This is a genomic window from Hymenobacter aquaticus (assembly GCF_004765605.1).
Classification (GTDB): Bacteria; Bacteroidota; Bacteroidia; order Cytophagales; family Hymenobacteraceae; genus Hymenobacter; species Hymenobacter aquaticus.
In genome coordinates, this window is record NZ_SRLC01000002.1 from 1,116,490 (window position 1) to 1,133,372 (window position 16,883).

The window sequence follows — 16,883 nt, forward strand, 5'->3', positions numbered from 1 at the left end:
GGCATCCGGGGGCCACGAGAAAGGCCCCGGCCAACTCCGCAAACGAGCTGGCCGGGGCCTTTTACATAGGGGCTGAGAAAAGGCTTATTGCTTGCCTTCCGCTACTTTATTGCGCAGAAATGACACCAGTACTTCCAGGCCCCGGTCGAAGTGACGGTTGTTGGGAATCACGATGTCGGCATCCTGCTTGAAGGGCTTGATGTACTTCTCGTAGGTGGGCGCCACGTGGTTGGTGTAGCGGTAGAGCACGTCTTCCAGGTCGTAGCCCCGCTCGTCCCGGTCGCGCACGATGCGGCGCTGCAGCTTCACGTGCTCCCGGGCGTCGATGTAGACTTTCAGGTCGAGCAGCTTGGCTACTTCCTCGAAGTAGAAGACGAAGATGCCTTCCACCACCACGATGGGTGCGGGCCGGAACACCAGCTCGGCGGCCTTCACGTTGGGATTGTTAAAGGTGTACTCCTGGCGGCGCACTTCCTTGCCCTGGCTGATCTGCAGCACGTCGGCGGCGTAGGCGGCCGAGTCAATCGAAGAAGGCAGGTCGAAGTTGGTGACGCCGTTCACGTCCGTTGACTGGTTTTCGCGCGGGTGGTAGTAGTTGTCCTGCGAAATCAGGCAGATGTCTTCTTCCGGAAACGAGGCCAGCAGGCGGCGCAGAAAGGTGGTTTTGCCCGAGGCGCTGCCGCCCGTAATACCGACGATGAAAGGGTGTTGCATGGGGGTGGGAAATGGCCCGTACCGGCAGGGCCAACCCTGCAAAAGTAACAAAATGCCGTGGGCCGCGGCGCCTTTCGGCCCGTGACGGGCCGAAAAAATCCGCCTGTCCTACTTTTTAGCGTCCAGATCCTGTAGAAACTCCACCAGCTTGCCCACGGCCCGGGCCCGGTGGCTGAGCGTGTTTTTCTCGGTCAGCGTCATTTCGGCGAAGGTCAGCGCGTGCCCCTCGGGCTGGAATATCGGGTCGTAGCCGAAGCCGTCGGCCCCGCGCACCGAGGTGGTAATCTGCCCCGGCACGGCCCCGTCAAATTCGTGCACCTCCCCGCCGGGCAGCACCAGGGCAATAACCGTCCGGAACTCGGCCTGCCGGTTGGTTTGGTCGCCCAGCTCGCGCAGCAGCTTGGCCACGTTGTCGGCCGCCGAGCGTTGGGGGCCGGCGTAGCGGGCCGAGTACACGCCCGGCTCGCCGTTGAGGGCCGCTACTTCCAGGCCGGTGTCGTCGGCGAAGCAGGACGTCTGGTAGTGCTGCCACACGTGCTCGGCCTTCTGGCGGGCGTTGCCGGCCAGCGTATCCCGGGTTTCGGGCAGCTCCTCGTGGCAGCCAATGTCGTGCAGGCTAACCAGCTCGATGCTGGCCGGCAGCAGGGCCCGGACTTCGGTGAGCTTGTGCTCGTTATTCGTAGCAAAACAGATGCGCATGCGGTGAGGCGGTGAGATGGTGAAATGGGGAGTATGAAGCGGGTTGCCAGAGTGGAAGCCAGAACCGACAGAAGCAGAGCACCACAAGGCCGGGCAAAGATACGCGCACAAAAAAACCGGCAGAAAGCCGGCCCGGTTGATTCACCATCTCACCAATTCACTATTTCACCGCTACCGGAACATCGACTTGATGCTGCCCCAGGAACGCTGCACGGCGCTGGGCGTGGTGCTGAGCACGGTGGAGTAGTTCTGGTCGCCGGCGGTGGTGTGCACCGTCAGGCGGTAGGTGAAGGGGCCGGCCGCGTTGGTGCCCGAAGTACCCCGGAACACGTTGGAATCGAGGTAGAGGTAGCGGCGCTGCCCATTCGGCGACACCGCCGTCATGTGGGTAAACGACGGCTCGTTGTTGGCTTTGCGCCAGATGTCGTAGCCCTGCACGCCGCTTTCGTTGGCGGCTTCCCATTCTACGCGCACGTTGCTGCCGTCGAAGGAGGCCTGAAACAGGGTGATAGTCGCGCCGTAGGCAAAGGTCCCCACCAGCAGACATAAAACAGCGAATAGAGTAGCCGTACGGGTCATAGGCGGGAGGTAGCAGGGGCGGGATAGGCAGTAGCTAGGCGGAAACCAAAAATAAACATTTTCCAGTTCTATCGGCCGGTAGTACCGCGAAAACTAGAAAAGACGGCCGGTATTTTTAAAATCCGGAGCTAACGTGTACTTTTGCAGTCCCTTCCGCAAAATCGGCAGGGCCAGAAGGTTTAAACGGCATCACGACCATGAAAAAAGACATCCACCCCGAGTATCGCGAAGTTGTGTTTCAGGACACGTCCAGCGACTTTAAATTCATCACCCGCTCGACGATGAACTCCAACGAGACCATCACGATGGAGGACGGCAAGACGTACCCCGTCATCAAGGTGGAAGTTAGCAGCGCCTCGCACCCTTTCTACACCGGCAAAAACGTGTTTATCGACACCGCTGGCCGCGTTGAGAAATTCCGCAACCGCTACCAGAAGAAAGCCTAGTTCTGGTCAGGGGCCGCAAGCGGATGCCTGCAGCGTACTAGATTATACAAAACTCCTTTCGGCCTCGCCGGAAGGAGTTTTTTGTTGGTGCCGGCCCGGCTGCCGGGGCCGCGTGCCCGCAAAGTTGCGGCAGCAGCAAGCGGTTCTACGGGCAAGGCGCTAACTTGCCGCTCCGAAATTTTTGCCTCCTGTTTTTCAGCTTACGCTTTCTATTTCCCGCCCCGCATGACTGTTCTGCTCTTCGACGACCCCGCCATTCGCCCCCAGCTGCTGCCCTTTACCTTCACGCGGCCGGTGGCGGCCCTGCGCTGCGGCATCCTGACGGTGGCCGAAAAATGGCAGCACCGCCTCCGGCAGCCGGTGCACTACCTCACCGAGCAATACTTGCAAGCCAAATACCCCGCCGGTCCCGTCGGCGGGCCCGCCCTGGTCATCAACGGGGCCGTGTGCCCCGATGAGCTGCTGACCAAGCAGGTGCAGGCCCTGCAGCCCGGCGAGGCGCTGATGGATGGCGACTTGCTGGTAGCCGCCCACTTGGCGGATGCCGCCCGCATTGCCGAGCTGATTCAGGATGGTTTCACGCATACCAAGGAAGTAGCCGAGCCGGTGCTGGCCCTGCGGGAAGTGTGGCACCTGTTTTTGCACAACGGCGCCGAAATCCGCCGCGACTTTGCCCTGCTCACCGCCGGCCGCACCTCGCAGCCCGTCGGCGACGCCCACACGATTGTTTACGCCCCCGAAAACATCTTCATCGAGGAAGGCGTCAAAATTCGGGCGGCTATTCTGAACGCCGAGGATGGCCCGATTTACCTGGGCAGAAACTCCCAGGTGCATGAAGGGGCTATTATTAAAGGCCCGCTGGCTTTGTGCGAAGGTTCACACATCAATGCCGGGGCCAAGATGCGCGGCGACAACACGGTAGGGCCGTTCAGCAAGGTTGGCGGGGAAGTCGGCAACTCCATCCTGCTGGGCTACGCCAACAAAGGCCACGACGGCTACCTCGGCAACTCCGTGATTGGCGAGTGGTGCAACCTGGGCGCCGATACCAACACCTCGAACCTGAAGAACAACTACGCCCCGGTGAAGATCTGGAGCCACAGCGCCGGCCGCTTCGTGAATACGGGGCAGCAGTTCTGCGGCCTGATGATGGGCGACCATAGCAAGTGCGGCATCAACACGATGTTCAACACCGGCACGGTCGTCGGGGTAGGGGCCAATATTTTCGGGGCCGGCTTTCCGCGCACGTTTATCCCGTCGTTCAGCTGGGGCGGGGCCGCGGGCTTCGAAACCTTTAAGCTGCCCAAAGTGGCCGAAGTAGCGGAGCGCGTCATGGCCCGCCGCCACCTGGCCTACGACGCCACCGAGCAGGCCATCATGCAGCACGTGTTTGAGGCCACGGCCAAAGACCGGATCTGGGAAAAGGCCGTCGGCAAAGACGCCCCAGCCCCGGCTGCCGAGTAAGCACCCGGAGCATGCCCGTGGGCGTGCGGAAAGTAACCTAATGCCGAGTAACCACCTCCCGAATGCGCTTTTCTGAAATTCCCGGCCAGGCCGACGTCAAGCGGGTGCTGGTGCAAACCGTGCACCGGCAGCATGTGGCCCACGCCCAACTGTTTCGCGGGGCCGAAGGCTCGGCGGCCCTGGCCCTGGCGTTGGCCTACGCCACGTTTCTGAACTGTGAGCAGCGCGGCCCCGAGGCCCAGGATTCGTGTGGGCAATGCCCGGCCTGTCAGAAAAACGACAAGCTGATTCACCCCGACCTGAACTTCATCCTGCCCGTCACGACCACCAAGGCCGTGGCCAAGGACGCCGTCAGCAGCAAGTTTGCCGCCGACTGGCGCACGTTCGTGCTCGAAAACCCCTACCAGGGCCTCAACGACTGGATGCAGCACATTGGGGCCGACAACAAGCAGGGCAGCATCTCGAAGGAGGAAAGCGTGCAGCTGCTCAAGCTCGTGTCGCTCAAGGCCTTCGAGGCGCAGTTCAAAATCGTCATCATCTGGCTGCCCGAGCTAATGCACCCGGCCGCCGCCAATGCCGTGCTCAAGCTGCTGGAAGAGCCGCCACCGGCCACCATTTTCCTGCTGGTCAGCTTTTCGCCCGAGCTGCTGCTGCCCACCATCATCAGCCGGGTGCAGCCGGTGGTGGTGCGGCCCTATTCCGAGGCGGAAATCACTGGGTTTCTGCGCGACGAGCACCAGGTGCCCGAAGTAAAGGCCCGGCAGATTGCCCAGCTTGTCGAAGGCAACCTTGGAGCCGCCCTGGCCGCCCGCGAAGCCGCCACCGACAACGACTACTTCACCTTCTTCGTGGAGTGGATGCGTCAGTGCTATGGCTACAAAGTCGACCTGATACTGGCCAAAACGGACGAGTTTCAGAAGATGGGCCGCGAAAATCAGAAGGAGTTTCTGCAATTTGGCCTCGGCATCCTGCGCAAGGTGCTGCTCTTCGGCATCGACGCGCAGTTTGTGCCCCACCTGCCCGCCGCCGAGCAGCAGTTCGTCAACGGTTTCAGCCGCTTCGTGCACCTGGGCAATGCCGACGCGCTGAGCCAGGAATTCAACGACGCGCATTACCACATTGAGCGCAACGCCAACCCCCGCATGGTGTTCGTGGATACCTCCCTGCGCATCGCCGAGCTGCTGAAAATACCCGCCTAGCGGCTGCAAATGCGGAAAATACAGTTTGGTAATTTACTATAGCAGCTGCTAAAGTAGCCATAGCCGGCGCGGGGCTGCTCCGGGTTGTACCTTTGCCGAATCAATAATGCGCCGCCATCCACCGGAATCCACCGGAATCCACAGGAATCCAAAAGTAAGTTTTGTGGCTGGGGTGGCGGCCCTTTCTGCTTGTCGTTTTTCTCTCATTTATGGATTTGCACCGACCTATTCGTATTGGCACCCGCGGCAGCCGGCTGGCTTTGTGGCAGGCCCACCACGTGGCCGCCCGCCTGGAGCTGGCCCAGCTGACTACCGAAATCGTCATTATCACCACCAAAGGCGACATCGTGCTGGACCGCTCCCTGGATAAAATCGGGGCCAAGGGCGTGTTCACCGAAGAGCTGGAGGAAAGTCTGCGCTCCGGGGCCATTGATATTGCCGTGCACAGCGCCAAAGACGTGCAAAGCACCATTCCGGCAGATCTGGAGCTGCTGGCGTTTATGGAGCGGGAAAAAGTCAACGACGTCATCGTCAGCTACGACCCCAACCTGGACCTGAGCCGGCCCGACCTGGTTCTGGGCACCAGCAGCACCCGCCGCAAGGCCCTGCTGCGCCGCCACTACCCGCACGCTACCACGGCCGAGGCCCGCGGCAACCTGCAGACGCGCCTGCGCAAGCTGGAGGAAGGTCAGTACCACGCCCTGGTGCTGGCCTACGCCGGCGTACACCGCATGGAATACGACCAACTGATCCGCCATGTGCTGCCCGAAACGCAGTTTGTGCCGGCCACCGGGCAGGGCAGCGTGGCCGTAGAATGTGCCCGCAGCCTGGAGCCGGCCCTGAAAGCGGAGCTGCAACGCCACCTCGACCATGCGCCCACGCACATCTGCCTGCTGGCCGAGCGCGCCTTTCTGCGCACGATGGAAGGCGGCTGCAGCATTCCTTCCTTTGCCCTAGCTACCTTCACGGCCGAGGGCGCGGTGCAGCTCCACGGCGGCCTGATCAGTCTCGACGGGGAGCAGTACCTTGAAGAAACCCTGACCACCGCTGCCGATGCGCGGGCGGTAGAAGCCATGGGCATCGAGCTGGCCGAGCGGATTCTGGGCCGCGGTGGCCGTGAGATTCTGGACGACATTCGCAGCCAGCGGGCCGTGAGCTAATCTTGCTCCGCGGATCAAGCATAAAAAAGGCCGGAAGTCAATCCCGGCCTTTTTCGTTGGTTACGCAGTCTGAAGCTGGGGGTGAGATGCGGAGGAGCGGCTCCGGAGCCAGTAGAGCAGCAGGGCGAAAACGGCCCCGCTGGTGTCGGCCAGCATATCCTTCTGCGCATCCCAGATGTCGCCCTGGCTGCCCAAAAAGGCGGCGCCGGCGTTGCCACCGGCCGTTTCGGCGTACACCCATTCGATCAGCTCGTAGGTCATGGCCACGGTGCCGATTACGCAGAGCGGAAACAGGTAGGCCACGGCCCTGTTGCGGATAACCTGGTACCGGTCAATCAGCTCCAAAATGGCAAAGGCGTAGAAGCCCACGCTGACGTGCGCCACCCGGTCGTACATGTTGCGCTTGAACCCAAACAGGTCGTTGAACCACCCGAACGGCACCTTCTCGAAGGTGTAGTAGCCGCCGATGGTGTGCATAAACAGCAGCACGCTCATGAGCAGGTACGCCAGGTTGGAAAACCGCACGCCGCGCACGTACAGCACCACCAGCGCGGCGGTAATGGCCACGATAGGCACGTTTTCGGCCACCCAGGTGCCCCGCTCGGCCGGATTAATGGCCAGAACGCTAAATAGGATGAGGTAAGCCAGCAACAGCAGCTTGGGAAACCAATGGGGCGGCGGGGTGGCCGGACGGGGAGCAGACATAGCAAAGGAAAGATAAAGACGAGCTTGGCGCACAATACGGATATTTCGCAGATTCGCCGGGCTGCCGGCCCAAAAAATCGTGGGCCAGAGGGCGTGGCGGGCTACTGGTGTAGCGCCAGCGCCCGAAACCACGTAGTTTTGCCGTTCTACCCTTTCACGTACTCTTTGCTATGAAGTCTCTGTTCCGCGCTACGGCCCTCGGCTGGCTGCTGATCTGTTTGCTGGCTCCGGCCGTGCTGGCTGCCAAAGCGCCCAAAAAAAGCAAGAAAGACCAGGTGGTCACGCTCAGCACCTCGCTGGGTGATATCCGCATCATCCTGTTCGACGCCACGCCCCTGCACAAGGCCAACTTCCTGAAGCTGGCCGAATCCGGCTTTTACAACGGCACTACCTTTCACCGCATCATCCAGAACTTCATGATTCAGGGCGGCGATGGTAACTCCAAGGATTCAAACCCCGCCAACGACGGCCTGGGCCCCGACAACGACAAAACCATTCCGGCCGAAATCCGCCCCGAGTTCACGCACAAGTACGGCGCGATGGCCGCCGCCCGGCAGGGCGACTTCGTGAATCCCACGAAAGCCAGCAGCAGCACCCAGTTCTACATCGTCCAGAACCACGACGGCACGCCCCACCTCAACGGCGGCTACACCGTGTTTGGCCAGGTTATCAGCGGCCTCGACATCGTGGATAAAATTGCCGCTCAGCCCAAAGACATGCGCGACCGGCCCACTACCGACATCAAGATGACGATGAAGGTGGAGAAGCTGAAAAAGAAGAAAATCACGGAGCTCTACGGCTACAAATACGAGTAGCGGGCCCATGACCAACCGTATTTTAGTTACCGGCTCCAACGGGCTGCTGGGCCAGAAGCTGGTAGCGCTGCTGCACGCGCAGCCCCAGACCGAGCTGATTGCCTCCTCGCGCGGCACCAACAAGCTGGCTGCCCTCTACCCGCAGGTGCGCTTCGTGCCCCTCGACGTCACCGACCGCGCCCAGGTGCAGGCCGTGCTGGCCGCCGAGCGTCCCACCCACCTGATTCATACCGCCGCCATGACCAACGTGGATGAGTGTGAGCTGAACCGGGAGGACTGCTGGCACCAGAACGTGACGGCCGTGGAGTATCTGGTGGAAGCCTGCGCGCAGCAGGGCATTCACCTAACCCACGTGAGCACCGACTTTATTTTCAGCGGCGAAGCGGGGCCACTGGCCGAAGATGCCGTGCCGGGGCCAGTCAATTTTTACGGGCAAAGCAAGCTGGCCGCCGAGCAGATCGTGCAGGCCAGCCCGGCGCCCTGGGCCATTGTGCGCACCGTGCTGGTCTACGGCACGGCCCACGACTACGGCCGCACCAACATCGTGCTCTGGGTGCGCGACTCCCTGCGGGCCGGTAAGGCCATAAAGGTCGTCGACGACCAGTTCCGGACGCCCACCCTGGCCGAGGATCTGGCCCAGGGTTGCTGGCTGGTGGCCCGGCAGCACGCCACCGGCATCTACCACATCAGCAGCAGCGAACTGCTGACGCCTTACGAAATGGCGCTACAGGTCGCCGACTACTTTCACCTGGATAAAGCCCTGATCAGCCGCGTCGATGCCAGTTCCTTTTCGCAGCCCGCCCGGCGGCCCTTGCGCACCGGCTTTCTGATTGCCAAGGCCCAGCAGGAGCTTGGCTACCAGCCCCACTCGTTTCAGGAGGGTATTGCCCTGCTCGCCCGGCAAACCGATACTCGGTAACTCTGTTCCTACTCGCTTAAACGCAAAAAAACCGCAGGCAAGGCCAGCGGTTTTTTTACACACCTATTGCAACAACCTTCGGGTTTTCACCGCTGCGAGCAGAGCCGCGGGAGCACCCATTCTCTTTTATCTTACGCCGGATTCCGGCGGAAATATTCCAACTAATACGCCGCCTATCAGCATGGCCGCGCCGTTGCGCAAGGCCGCTTGTCCTGCCGTATAGGATACCAGTTCTCCGTCCGACGTCTGGAAACTGTGTCTGCCATACCGCATGGTTTGGTAGACGGCCATTTCCAGCACTAGGTAGCAAAAAGCACTTTCCTGCCGGCGTTTAATCAAGTAACTCATACTGCTGACTGCTAACAGTCGGTTAAGAAGCAGTGCGCGGGTATTGCTGGCTGTTTCTTATGACAATATTAGGGTAAGAATGAGGCGCTGTAAAGGATGATTTATTCGTAATTGTGACTTAAGTATTGGCCGGCGTAATGGTAGATGATGGAGAGTAAATTGGGCTTAATTTTCTTATTGAAACCCATTTATAGCCTGTTCGCGCTGTTTTATAACTATTTAGGCGGCTATTCATCGAGGCTTAAAACGCAATATTGCTTGCAAATAGAGCTCTATTTGTGACAGATTTATTTGGCGTTTTGTGTTCTGGGCGATGCTACTTGGGTCAGGTATCGTAGAGCCAGCATCGTCCCGAGCAATGCTGCGCCGGGCAGCACAATCAGCCACCAAGCCGTGGGGTCCTGCCGGGCAGTAGCCAGCAGTCGGCCCCAACTGGCGGTTTGTGGGGGCAGGCCCACGCCCAAAAAGGAGAGCGTAGTTTCCAGCCCGATAAGAGTAGCTACGCTGAGCGGAAGCGTAGCGCGCACCGCCACCCAGATAGCGGGCAAAGCGTGATGCACGATAAGCCGCCCATCCGGCAGGCCCAGGGCCCGGCCGGCCTCCATATAGGGCAGCTGCCGGATGCGCTGCATTTCAGCGCGCACCAGCTGTGCTGTGGCGGGCCAGTAAATCAGGGTTAGCGTAGCCACTAGCGTTGGTACAGACGGTGGCAGCAGGGCGGCCAGCGCCAGCACCAGTACCAGGCGTGGAACAGAGGTCAGCAGGGCAATAAGCAGCAGAACCAAAGCGTCGAGCGGGATGGCGCGGGTCGGAGCTAGCTGGTTGGGTACGCGCCGCGCAATGAGCAGCAGCCCCAGAAACGCTACGGCCATGCCGGCATACACCGCTGCGGAAGTACTCGTAAGACACAAATTGAGGAGCACAAACACGGCCGTCAGAACCACGCTCGTCGTGCGTAGGCGCAGGCCCCGGTTGCCCCAGTAACCCGCCATGCTGCCCAGCGTGGTGCCCAGTAAGGCGGCTACTAGTGCGGCTGGCAGGCTCACCAGCAGGGCAGTGCGCGCGCCATAAAGCAGGCCAGCCAGTACGTCCCGGCCCGCAGGATCGGTGCCCAGCCAATGCGGACCCAGACCCGGCGGCTGGGCAGTAGCAGCCAGGTCCGGCGTGTCGGGCGCGGGTAGCCAGGGCAGCACGTCGGCGCTGATGCCCGCCAGCACTACCAGCCCCAGCCAAGCCAGAGCCAGCCACCAGGATAGGGGTCTTGCGCGCGCCTCCCGCTTCACGCTTCCAGCCGAATACGGGGATCAGCCCGGGAATACAGCCAGTCGGCTAGTATCTGAGCCAGCAGCCGGGCCAGCGTTATCAGCAGCACGCCCCCGAGCAGCAGAGGAAAGTCGCGCGAAGCCGCCGCTTCGGCCAGCAGCCGCCCGACGCCCGGCAGCGCGAAAATAAGCTCCACGACTACCGCCCCGGCTACCAGCGCCGGGAGCAGGTCCGTCAGATAGGCAATGGCGGGCAGCAACGCATTACGCAGCGCATGATGACGAATAACCACTGGCTGCGCCAGCCCTTTGGCCCGGGCGGTTACCACATAATTGGCGCTCAGCTCCCGGGCCAGTGCCGCATCAAGCTGCACCACTAAGGAAGGCAGACTGACCAGCACGAGGCTCAGAACCGGGAGTGCCAGATGATACGCGTAGTCGAGTAGCTGCCCACTGGCGGAAGCATCGTCCGCAAACCCGGTAAGACCGTAGGCCGGGAACAGGGTCAGTGCGTCGGGGTTGGCCAGCAGCAATAGCAGCAGCAAAGCAATGGCAAAAAGCGGGAGGGCCTGCAACGCGTGTAAGATTGTCAGAACTGTGGGCCGAAGCCAGGGGTGGTAAGCCAGCAGCAGGGTAAGCCACCGCGCCAGACCAATCGTGACCAGAAAGGCGGTTGCCGTGAGGGGCAAGGTTGCCCGCAGCGCCTGGCCCAGTTGATAAAGCACGGGCTGCCCGCTGCGGAAAGACACCCCCAGATCAGCGTGCAGCAGGCCCCGAAGCCAGATGTGGTACTGGTTATGCGTGCCGTGCCAGCGCCAGCGCCAGGCCACGGCCGCAGTAGTCGGCTTTGGGGCCGGAGTCAGATAGAACAGCGGCAGATCCAGGCCTAGTCGTTGGCGGGTGAGCCGTTCTGTCGCCCGAACCTGCCCGGGCGTAGCCGTTTGGCCTGCTACACCACTTTGCAGCTCTTCCGAAACCACCTGGCTGGTTGCCAAGGACCGGCTAAGCAGAAAGATGATGGAAATAATTCCCCAGGCTGCCGGCACTGTGCGAATCAGGCGCGTCCACAAAAAGCCCGTCATACGCTATTAAGAGGCCGGTTTCGTTTGAATAGCCGTAGCCATATATCCCGGCCGAAGCCCGTTTACCTGCAGATTGGTCAGCTTGCTGGAGGCCGCAACCCGGGAGCGTAAGAAAAACAGTACCGTCAGTGGCTTTTCGGTGTAGAGCACCCGCTGCAAGTGGCGCAACAGCAGCACTTGCTTCTGCTCATCCTGCTCCGTGGCAATGGACTCAATCAGCTGGTCGGTAGCGGGGGTACCAAACCGGGTATGATTGCTTGTGCCAATGCTTTGCGTGTGCAGAATAGGAGCGAAGTTGTACACGAAAGGATTACCGGTAATCGTAAACAAGTACAGGTCGACCGCGCCAGCGCGGAGCCGGTCCCGCAACAGGGACGGCTCCAGAGGCTGAGGCTCGATGGGAATGCCCAGCTGCGCCGCCGCACTGCGTAGTTGCAGGGCAATGGTTTCGAAGGCGGGCTCACCGGTCCGGTAGCTAATCGTGAGGCGAAGGCGCTGCAGGGCGGCTCCCGGCTTCTGGCGCGCCCAGCTGCCATCGGTCTGCAACTGCCAGCCGGCCTGTCGCAGCAGCGCCCGGGCCGCGTCCGGGTCGTACGTCGGCAGGGGCAAACTATCATTGTACCGGCGGCCAGAGCGGGGGCTGATCAAGCTGGCACTCGGGAAAGCCAGCCCTTGCTGGGTTGCTTGGATTAAAGCCGGAACGTTGAATAAATGCGAGAGAGCCTGCCGCGTAAGCTTGTCCTGCAGCAGGGGCTGCTGGGTGTTAAAGCAAGCCGTCATCATCTTGTACGAATCAGCCGTGTAAAATTCCAGCGGCGGCGAATTGCCTTTCGTCTGCCGAAGCCGCTGAAACTCCTTGGCCGGCATCATCGGATAAACGTCGAGCTCACCCCGGCGCAATGCCAGCACGGCCGTAGCCGCGTCAGGCACAATCTGATACGTTAGCTTCGCCGGATGCGCCTGCAGGGGCAGCAACGCCGACTTAAGCTGATCGGCCCACCAGGTGGGCTTCCGTTTGAAGGAAACAAAGCGGTTGGGCTCCCAGGCCTCTAGGGTGTAGGGGCCACAACCTGGCAGGCGCTCCGGGTGATGGTCGAGCTGGGCCTGCTTGTACCGCCGCACGAAAGCGCCAATTGCCGCGTGATGTTGATCAGCGACAGTATCGGCGCGCAGGGCGGCAAGGGAGAAGGGGCGCAGTTGCCCTTGCGGATCCAGCGGATACTCCGGCAGAATAATGTAGTCGCCCGATGACCAGCGATACTCCGGTGAGCGGCCGGCACAGACCAGCGTAAACCGGCGGGAGTCGGTGGAATCGAGGCGGATAGTCCGGATAAAGCCCCACTGCGCCTGATTGCTCTCGGTGGGCAGGCCGGGGCAGTTCATCACTTTCAGCGTGAAAGCCACATCCCGCGCCAGCACGGGTTGGCCGTTGTCCCAGACCGCCTCCGGGCGGATACGATACGTCAGCAACGTCAGCGAGTCCGTCTGCACTACCGTGGGCAGTGCTTCCGCCAGGCAAGGGGTAAACTGCTGCTTGCTGGGGTCAACAAAAAGGAGGCTGGAATACAGAAGGTTGGCCGCCTCCAAGGCATTCTCATTGGGCAAAACCAGCGGGTCCAGGTTTTCAGGATCCCGCTCCCAGCGAATGCGAACGGCCATCTTGGCTGTGTCCTGGCGGGATGAGCAGGCCCAGAACGCGCTGCTCATCCCAATCAGGATTCCAAATAGTAGGTGCTTCATGAAGAGGTTACTGCTCCGGTAGACAGGCCGGGCAAGTTAACTAACATTCTACAGGAAGCCGAACGCCACAAGCGAGAGGTGGCTATAGCTTAGTCGCCGCCCCAGCCGCCGCCGCCTTGCTCATTGCCAGCAGGCGTTACAACGATAGTAGGCTGATCAGAGTTAGTACGCGTGTCGGTCGGCTCGGGCGAGTTGGTGAAGCTGGCGAGCTGCAGCAGAGCAATGGCGATGAGTTCTAACATGGCGCTTTAAGTAAATTGAGTCGTTCGGGAGTTGGAATGACACAAAGTTGCTGTACTTCTGGGCCGGCGTAAAGGAAAGATATTTTATAGATGTGACTTTAATATTATTTATTAAAAATATAATTTTTTCATTAATAGGTTAATATGTACTCAATATCATAAGCTATTAGGATTTATATTAGCTCACTATTCGGTACGAATACTTTCCAATTGTGACTTTTCAGCCTTAAAAAAGCTACACTTACCCAAGTACAAATATGCAGCAGGAAGTACAAAGAAATAAAGGAAATATTTTGTTCGTTTGTGACGAGTTTTATTTTCCTTTTTCCAACTTGCGTTAGCCAATTAAAAGCCCCAAACGCTATTTTAGATATGGAAAAGCTGAGTAATCTAGCCAGAATTGTGACAGATCGTCGGGTGAAAGAGTCACCATTATTCGACTTTTCTGCTAAAAAAGCATTTAACAAAGACCTCAAGCTAATCCGCCTGCTGGAAAGTGAGCCGGACAGCACCCAGCTTCAGCTTACCAAAGCCTTGTATGGCAAGGTTTCGGCTACGAGCAATATTTCCTTCCGCAAGTTGAAGTCGCGGGTACAGCAGAAGCTGCTGAACCATCTCTACTTTCTGGAGCAGTCGGATCCACGGCACCTGGTGTCGAGAAGATACGAATTGCAGTGCATCGGGTTATACCACCAGGTTACGATTCTGTACCGGGAAGGCGAGTACATGCTGGCGGAACAGCTGCTGCGCAAGTGCTTACGGCAGGCACTGGAAGGGGAATTTACGGAATACGCCGTGATGGCGGCCCGGCTGCTGACCAAGCTCTACGTAGACCTGCGTCAGCCAGCCCGTTACCGGGCAGCCAGCAAGCAACTCAAGCAGTTGCAGGAGCTGATGGCCCTAGAAGACGAAGCTGGCCAGATCTATTGGAACAGCAAAATGGCGCAGGCGCATACCGTGCGGGCCCGGCGGGCGCTGCTGAATGAGCTACCGGGCTATCTGGCTCAGTTGCAGCTGCTGCACGAAAAAGCGCAGAGCTATATCACTTTTAACTACCTGTATCTGACCCAGCTTACGCTATTGGAGTTTACGGGCAATTACGAGGAGATCATAAAAGTCACGACCACCACGGAGAAGCTATGGGCGAAAGGAAAAATCAATCGGCGCCGGTTTGACAGCCGGTTTAATAACTATATGACGGCCTACGCCTATCTGCACAGTAAGCAAGCTGCCAAAGGCATGGCCCTGTCGGAAGGCTACCTGAAGGATTTTCATCCCTCGTCCGGCAACTGGTTCTTCTTTATGGAGAACTACGTGCTATTAGCCCTGCACGCCGGGCAGTACAGCCAGGCGCAACTGCTGCTGGAAATGGCCCACAAGAATCCGTATTTCCGGAAACAGCGGGCTGCGGCCCGGCAGCGCTGGGACTTATACAAGGCCTACATTTACTTCCTACAGCCCGAAAATTCGCCCTTGACCCTGCGGCACTTCAATCAGTTTGTGCAAACCGTACCCGACTATAGCCGCGACAAACAGGGCTACAACGTGGCCATTCTGATTCTGCAGTACCTGAACTTTCTGCGGCGCCAGGATGTGGAAAATCTGCTGGCCCGGCTGGAGAGTCTGCGCAAGTATGAACAGCGCCACCTGCGCGAATCGGCGACCCTGCGCAGTCAGCTGTTTTTCCGCCTGCTGGTGCTCACCGTCAAGGAAAATTTCGATCCGGAGGCCTGTAACCGCAAAGGGCAGCCGTTGCTGAACCGGCTGCACGACGCGCCGCAGCCGGGCGAGGCCTATGCCGAAATCGAAATTATTCCCTACGAAGCTCTGTGGGGCATGACGCTGGACATTCTACGGGCAAACGTGGCCGACAACAAAGCGGAGGAGCAGGCACGCCGGGCCCGGATATCGGCCTAAGAACGCTGTGGCACCGAAGCCGTAGCCGCTTTGGGCAGGGCTTTCTTCACGGGAGCACCGGGCATCGTTTTGGCCTTCGGCGTGGCGTCCTTTTTGGCCGGAGCCTTGGGCGTAAGAACAGTAGCGGGGGCGGCTGGTACAACTGCGGCCGTCGCCACAGGAGCAGCGGGCGGGGTAGCGGCAGCGGCGGTAACCGCGACATAGCGCTGATATTGGGCGTCGGTGAGAATTCCTTTCAGCTTTTCAGCATACTCCTTGTCTACCACGGTCATCTTGCTTTGCAGCATAGCCGGGTCGATGCCGTACATCTGCTTCAGCTCATTTTCCTGCACGAGCCGCTCGTAGGTCGCGCGCTTCACCTGGGGAGTGCGGGCGTCGTCTAACCCAATCCGTTGGGCCAGCTGGCGAGTGTTATCCATCGCCTGGTTGCGCAGATCGGGGGCTTGCTGGGCGGCGGCAGACAAAGCGCTACCCAGAGCAGCAGCAAGGAAGAAGAAGGAAAGTTTCTTCATGAGAAAGGGACTCAAAGGAAGTAGGTGTGTAAGAATGCTCACAAAGAAACAAAACAATATTGATATAATGCAGTGAAGCGAAAAAAATGTTGCAGTATGGTAAGAAATAATAGTGTGACTCTGCTTTCGGTAAGGTGTGCCTATTACAGCAGCGCCAATAAAAACAAAGAACGCCACGAATGGCTGATGTATCCGGCATTGACGGATACATCAGCCATTCGTGGCGTTTTAACCTAACCAAGCCCGCTTTTGCCAGCGGGTTTGTTGATCAGCGCTTTGTATATTTTCCTGGTATTGGCACCTAGCCAGGATCTTGTTTAGAACTTATTCAGGCGCTGTAGTACTTCCCGCAGGTACGTCTGACCGATGGGAATTTGCTTGTTCTCGATCGTAATGGTATTATCCTCAATAGCTTGCACTCGTTTCAGATTGACGATAAAGGAGCGGTGGGCCCGCACAAAGGTGGCACCGGGAAACTTCTCCTCCACGGCCTTCATAGTACTATAAACGATGAGCTTGCTGTGAGGCATGACGATGTGCACGTAGTCGCCGAGGGCCTCGACGTAGCATACATCGTTGAAGAGCACCTTCACCAGCTTCGTATCCACTTTCACGAAGGTGAAGTCGGGGTCGACGCTGGTGGCGGCGGGCGTAAGCGGCGCGGGCTCGGCGGCGTCTTCGAATAGTTCCAGGGCTTTCTGGGCGGCTTTCAGGAACCGGGCGTAGCTGACGGGCTTAACCAGGTAATCGACCACGTCGTATTCAAAGGCGGCCACGGCGTATTCCTTGCTGCTGGTGATGAGAATTACCAGGGGCGGGTTTTGCAGGGTGCTCAGCAGGTCGAGGCCCGACATCAGGGGCATTTCGACGTCCAGAAACAGCAGGTCGACGGATTGGGTCCGGAGCAGCTCGGCGGCGGCCAGGGCGTTGTCGTAGGTGCCGACTGCGGTTAGAAAGGGAGTATTGGCAATGCAGTTGGCAACAATCTGCACGGAAAGCGGGTCGTCGTCCACAATCAGGCAACGCAGGGGAGAGGAAGGTACTGGCATAGGGCCAAAGGTTATAAGAAGAGCGGAGAAGTGA

Annotated in this window: 18 protein-coding genes; 7 read left to right on the forward strand and 11 right to left on the reverse strand. The window is 59.4% G+C overall.

Going from position 1 to position 16,883, the window contains the following annotated elements; genetic code table 11:
• Positions 1 to 84: 84 nt before the first annotated feature.
• The 3 genes from E5K00_RS17485 to E5K00_RS17495 all read right to left on the reverse strand — a co-directional run bounded on the left by E5K00_RS17485 (position 85) and on the right by E5K00_RS17495 (position 1,992).
• Positions 85 to 714, reverse strand: a complete 630-nt coding sequence (locus E5K00_RS17485) for a uridine kinase family protein (protein ID WP_135464568.1) — start codon at positions 712 to 714, stop codon at positions 85 to 87.
• Between the two features lie 108 nt (positions 715 to 822).
• Positions 823 to 1,413 (reverse strand): non-canonical purine NTP diphosphatase, encoded by a 591-nt coding sequence (locus E5K00_RS17490; RefSeq protein WP_135464569.1) that lies wholly within the window; start codon positions 1,411 to 1,413, stop codon positions 823 to 825.
• A gap of 171 nt (positions 1,414 to 1,584) precedes the next feature.
• Entirely contained in the window at positions 1,585 to 1,992 is a 408-nt protein-coding gene (locus E5K00_RS17495) for a hypothetical protein (RefSeq protein ID WP_135464570.1), read from the reverse strand.
• A 197-nt stretch (positions 1,993 to 2,189) separates the two neighbouring features.
• Here E5K00_RS17495 and E5K00_RS17500 point away from each other — a divergent pair, with 197 nt between their 5' ends.
• From E5K00_RS17500 to hemC, 4 genes are all read left to right on the forward strand, one after another.
• Positions 2,190 to 2,438 carry a type B 50S ribosomal protein L31 gene (locus E5K00_RS17500; protein WP_100337676.1) on the forward strand — a complete coding sequence of 83 codons (249 nt, stop codon included), beginning with the start codon at positions 2,190 to 2,192 and terminating at the stop codon, positions 2,436 to 2,438.
• A gap of 225 nt (positions 2,439 to 2,663) precedes the next feature.
• Positions 2,664 to 3,899 (forward strand): GlmU family protein, encoded by a 1,236-nt coding sequence (locus E5K00_RS17505; protein WP_135464571.1) that lies wholly within the window; start codon positions 2,664 to 2,666, stop codon positions 3,897 to 3,899.
• A 62-nt stretch (positions 3,900 to 3,961) separates the two neighbouring features.
• A complete protein-coding gene (locus E5K00_RS17510) occupies positions 3,962 to 5,098 on the forward strand; it encodes a DNA polymerase III subunit (RefSeq protein ID WP_135464572.1) in 1,137 nt (378 codons plus the stop codon).
• 209 nt (positions 5,099 to 5,307) lie between these two features.
• The gene (hemC, locus tag E5K00_RS17515) at positions 5,308 to 6,258 is read left to right on the forward strand and encodes a hydroxymethylbilane synthase (protein ID WP_135464573.1); all 951 of its coding nucleotides are present in this window, start codon (positions 5,308 to 5,310) and stop codon (positions 6,256 to 6,258) included.
• Positions 6,259 to 6,318: 60 nt separating this feature from the next.
• Here hemC and E5K00_RS17520 read toward each other — a convergent pair whose 3' ends face one another.
• Entirely contained in the window at positions 6,319 to 6,963 is a 645-nt protein-coding gene (locus E5K00_RS17520) for a DUF2238 domain-containing protein (RefSeq protein ID WP_135464574.1), read from the reverse strand.
• 170 nt (positions 6,964 to 7,133) lie between these two features.
• Here E5K00_RS17520 and E5K00_RS17525 point away from each other — a divergent pair, with 170 nt between their 5' ends.
• Positions 7,134 to 7,778, forward strand: coding sequence for a peptidylprolyl isomerase (locus E5K00_RS17525; RefSeq protein ID WP_135464575.1), 645 nt, complete (start codon positions 7,134 to 7,136; stop codon positions 7,776 to 7,778).
• A 7-nt stretch (positions 7,779 to 7,785) separates the two neighbouring features.
• Complete coding sequence (locus E5K00_RS17530) at positions 7,786 to 8,697, forward strand: SDR family oxidoreductase (RefSeq protein ID WP_135464576.1); 912 nt, start codon at positions 7,786 to 7,788, stop codon at positions 8,695 to 8,697.
• Between the two features lie 126 nt (positions 8,698 to 8,823).
• On the opposite strand, the gene E5K00_RS17535 is transcribed toward E5K00_RS17530, so the two are convergent.
• The 5 genes from E5K00_RS17535 to E5K00_RS22870 form a co-directional block, all read right to left on the reverse strand.
• Positions 8,824 to 9,045, reverse strand: a complete 222-nt coding sequence (locus tag E5K00_RS17535; protein WP_135464577.1) for a hypothetical protein — start codon at positions 9,043 to 9,045, stop codon at positions 8,824 to 8,826.
• A gap of 287 nt (positions 9,046 to 9,332) precedes the next feature.
• Positions 9,333 to 10,328: an ABC transporter permease gene (locus E5K00_RS17540; RefSeq protein WP_135464578.1), complete on the reverse strand. Its 996-nt coding sequence runs from the start codon at positions 10,326 to 10,328 to the stop codon at positions 9,333 to 9,335.
• Positions 10,325 to 11,389: an ABC transporter permease gene (locus tag E5K00_RS17545; protein WP_135464579.1), complete on the reverse strand. Its 1,065-nt coding sequence runs from the start codon at positions 11,387 to 11,389 to the stop codon at positions 10,325 to 10,327. The genes E5K00_RS17540 and E5K00_RS17545 overlap by 4 nt, the downstream gene beginning before the upstream one ends.
• A 6-nt stretch (positions 11,390 to 11,395) precedes the next feature.
• Positions 11,396 to 13,129, reverse strand: coding sequence for an ABC transporter substrate-binding protein (locus E5K00_RS17550; RefSeq protein ID WP_135464580.1), 1,734 nt, complete (start codon positions 13,127 to 13,129; stop codon positions 11,396 to 11,398).
• 89 nt (positions 13,130 to 13,218) lie between these two features.
• On the reverse strand, positions 13,219 to 13,371 hold the full coding sequence (locus E5K00_RS22870; RefSeq protein WP_167856936.1) for a hypothetical protein: 153 nt from the start codon (positions 13,369 to 13,371) through the stop codon (positions 13,219 to 13,221).
• A 402-nt stretch (positions 13,372 to 13,773) separates the two neighbouring features.
• Here E5K00_RS22870 and E5K00_RS17555 point away from each other — a divergent pair, with 402 nt between their 5' ends.
• Positions 13,774 to 15,288, forward strand: coding sequence for a hypothetical protein (locus E5K00_RS17555; protein WP_135464581.1), 1,515 nt, complete (start codon positions 13,774 to 13,776; stop codon positions 15,286 to 15,288).
• On the opposite strand, the gene E5K00_RS17560 is transcribed toward E5K00_RS17555, so the two are convergent.
• Together E5K00_RS17560 and E5K00_RS17565 are read right to left on the reverse strand one after the other, a co-directional pair.
• The gene (locus tag E5K00_RS17560; RefSeq protein WP_135464582.1) at positions 15,285 to 15,800 is read right to left on the reverse strand and encodes a hypothetical protein; all 516 of its coding nucleotides are present in this window, start codon (positions 15,798 to 15,800) and stop codon (positions 15,285 to 15,287) included. The genes E5K00_RS17555 and E5K00_RS17560 overlap by 4 nt on opposite strands.
• A gap of 317 nt (positions 15,801 to 16,117) precedes the next feature.
• On the reverse strand, positions 16,118 to 16,849 hold the full coding sequence (locus tag E5K00_RS17565; RefSeq protein WP_135464583.1) for a LytR/AlgR family response regulator transcription factor: 732 nt from the start codon (positions 16,847 to 16,849) through the stop codon (positions 16,118 to 16,120).
• Between the last annotated feature and the right edge of the window lie 34 nt (positions 16,850 to 16,883).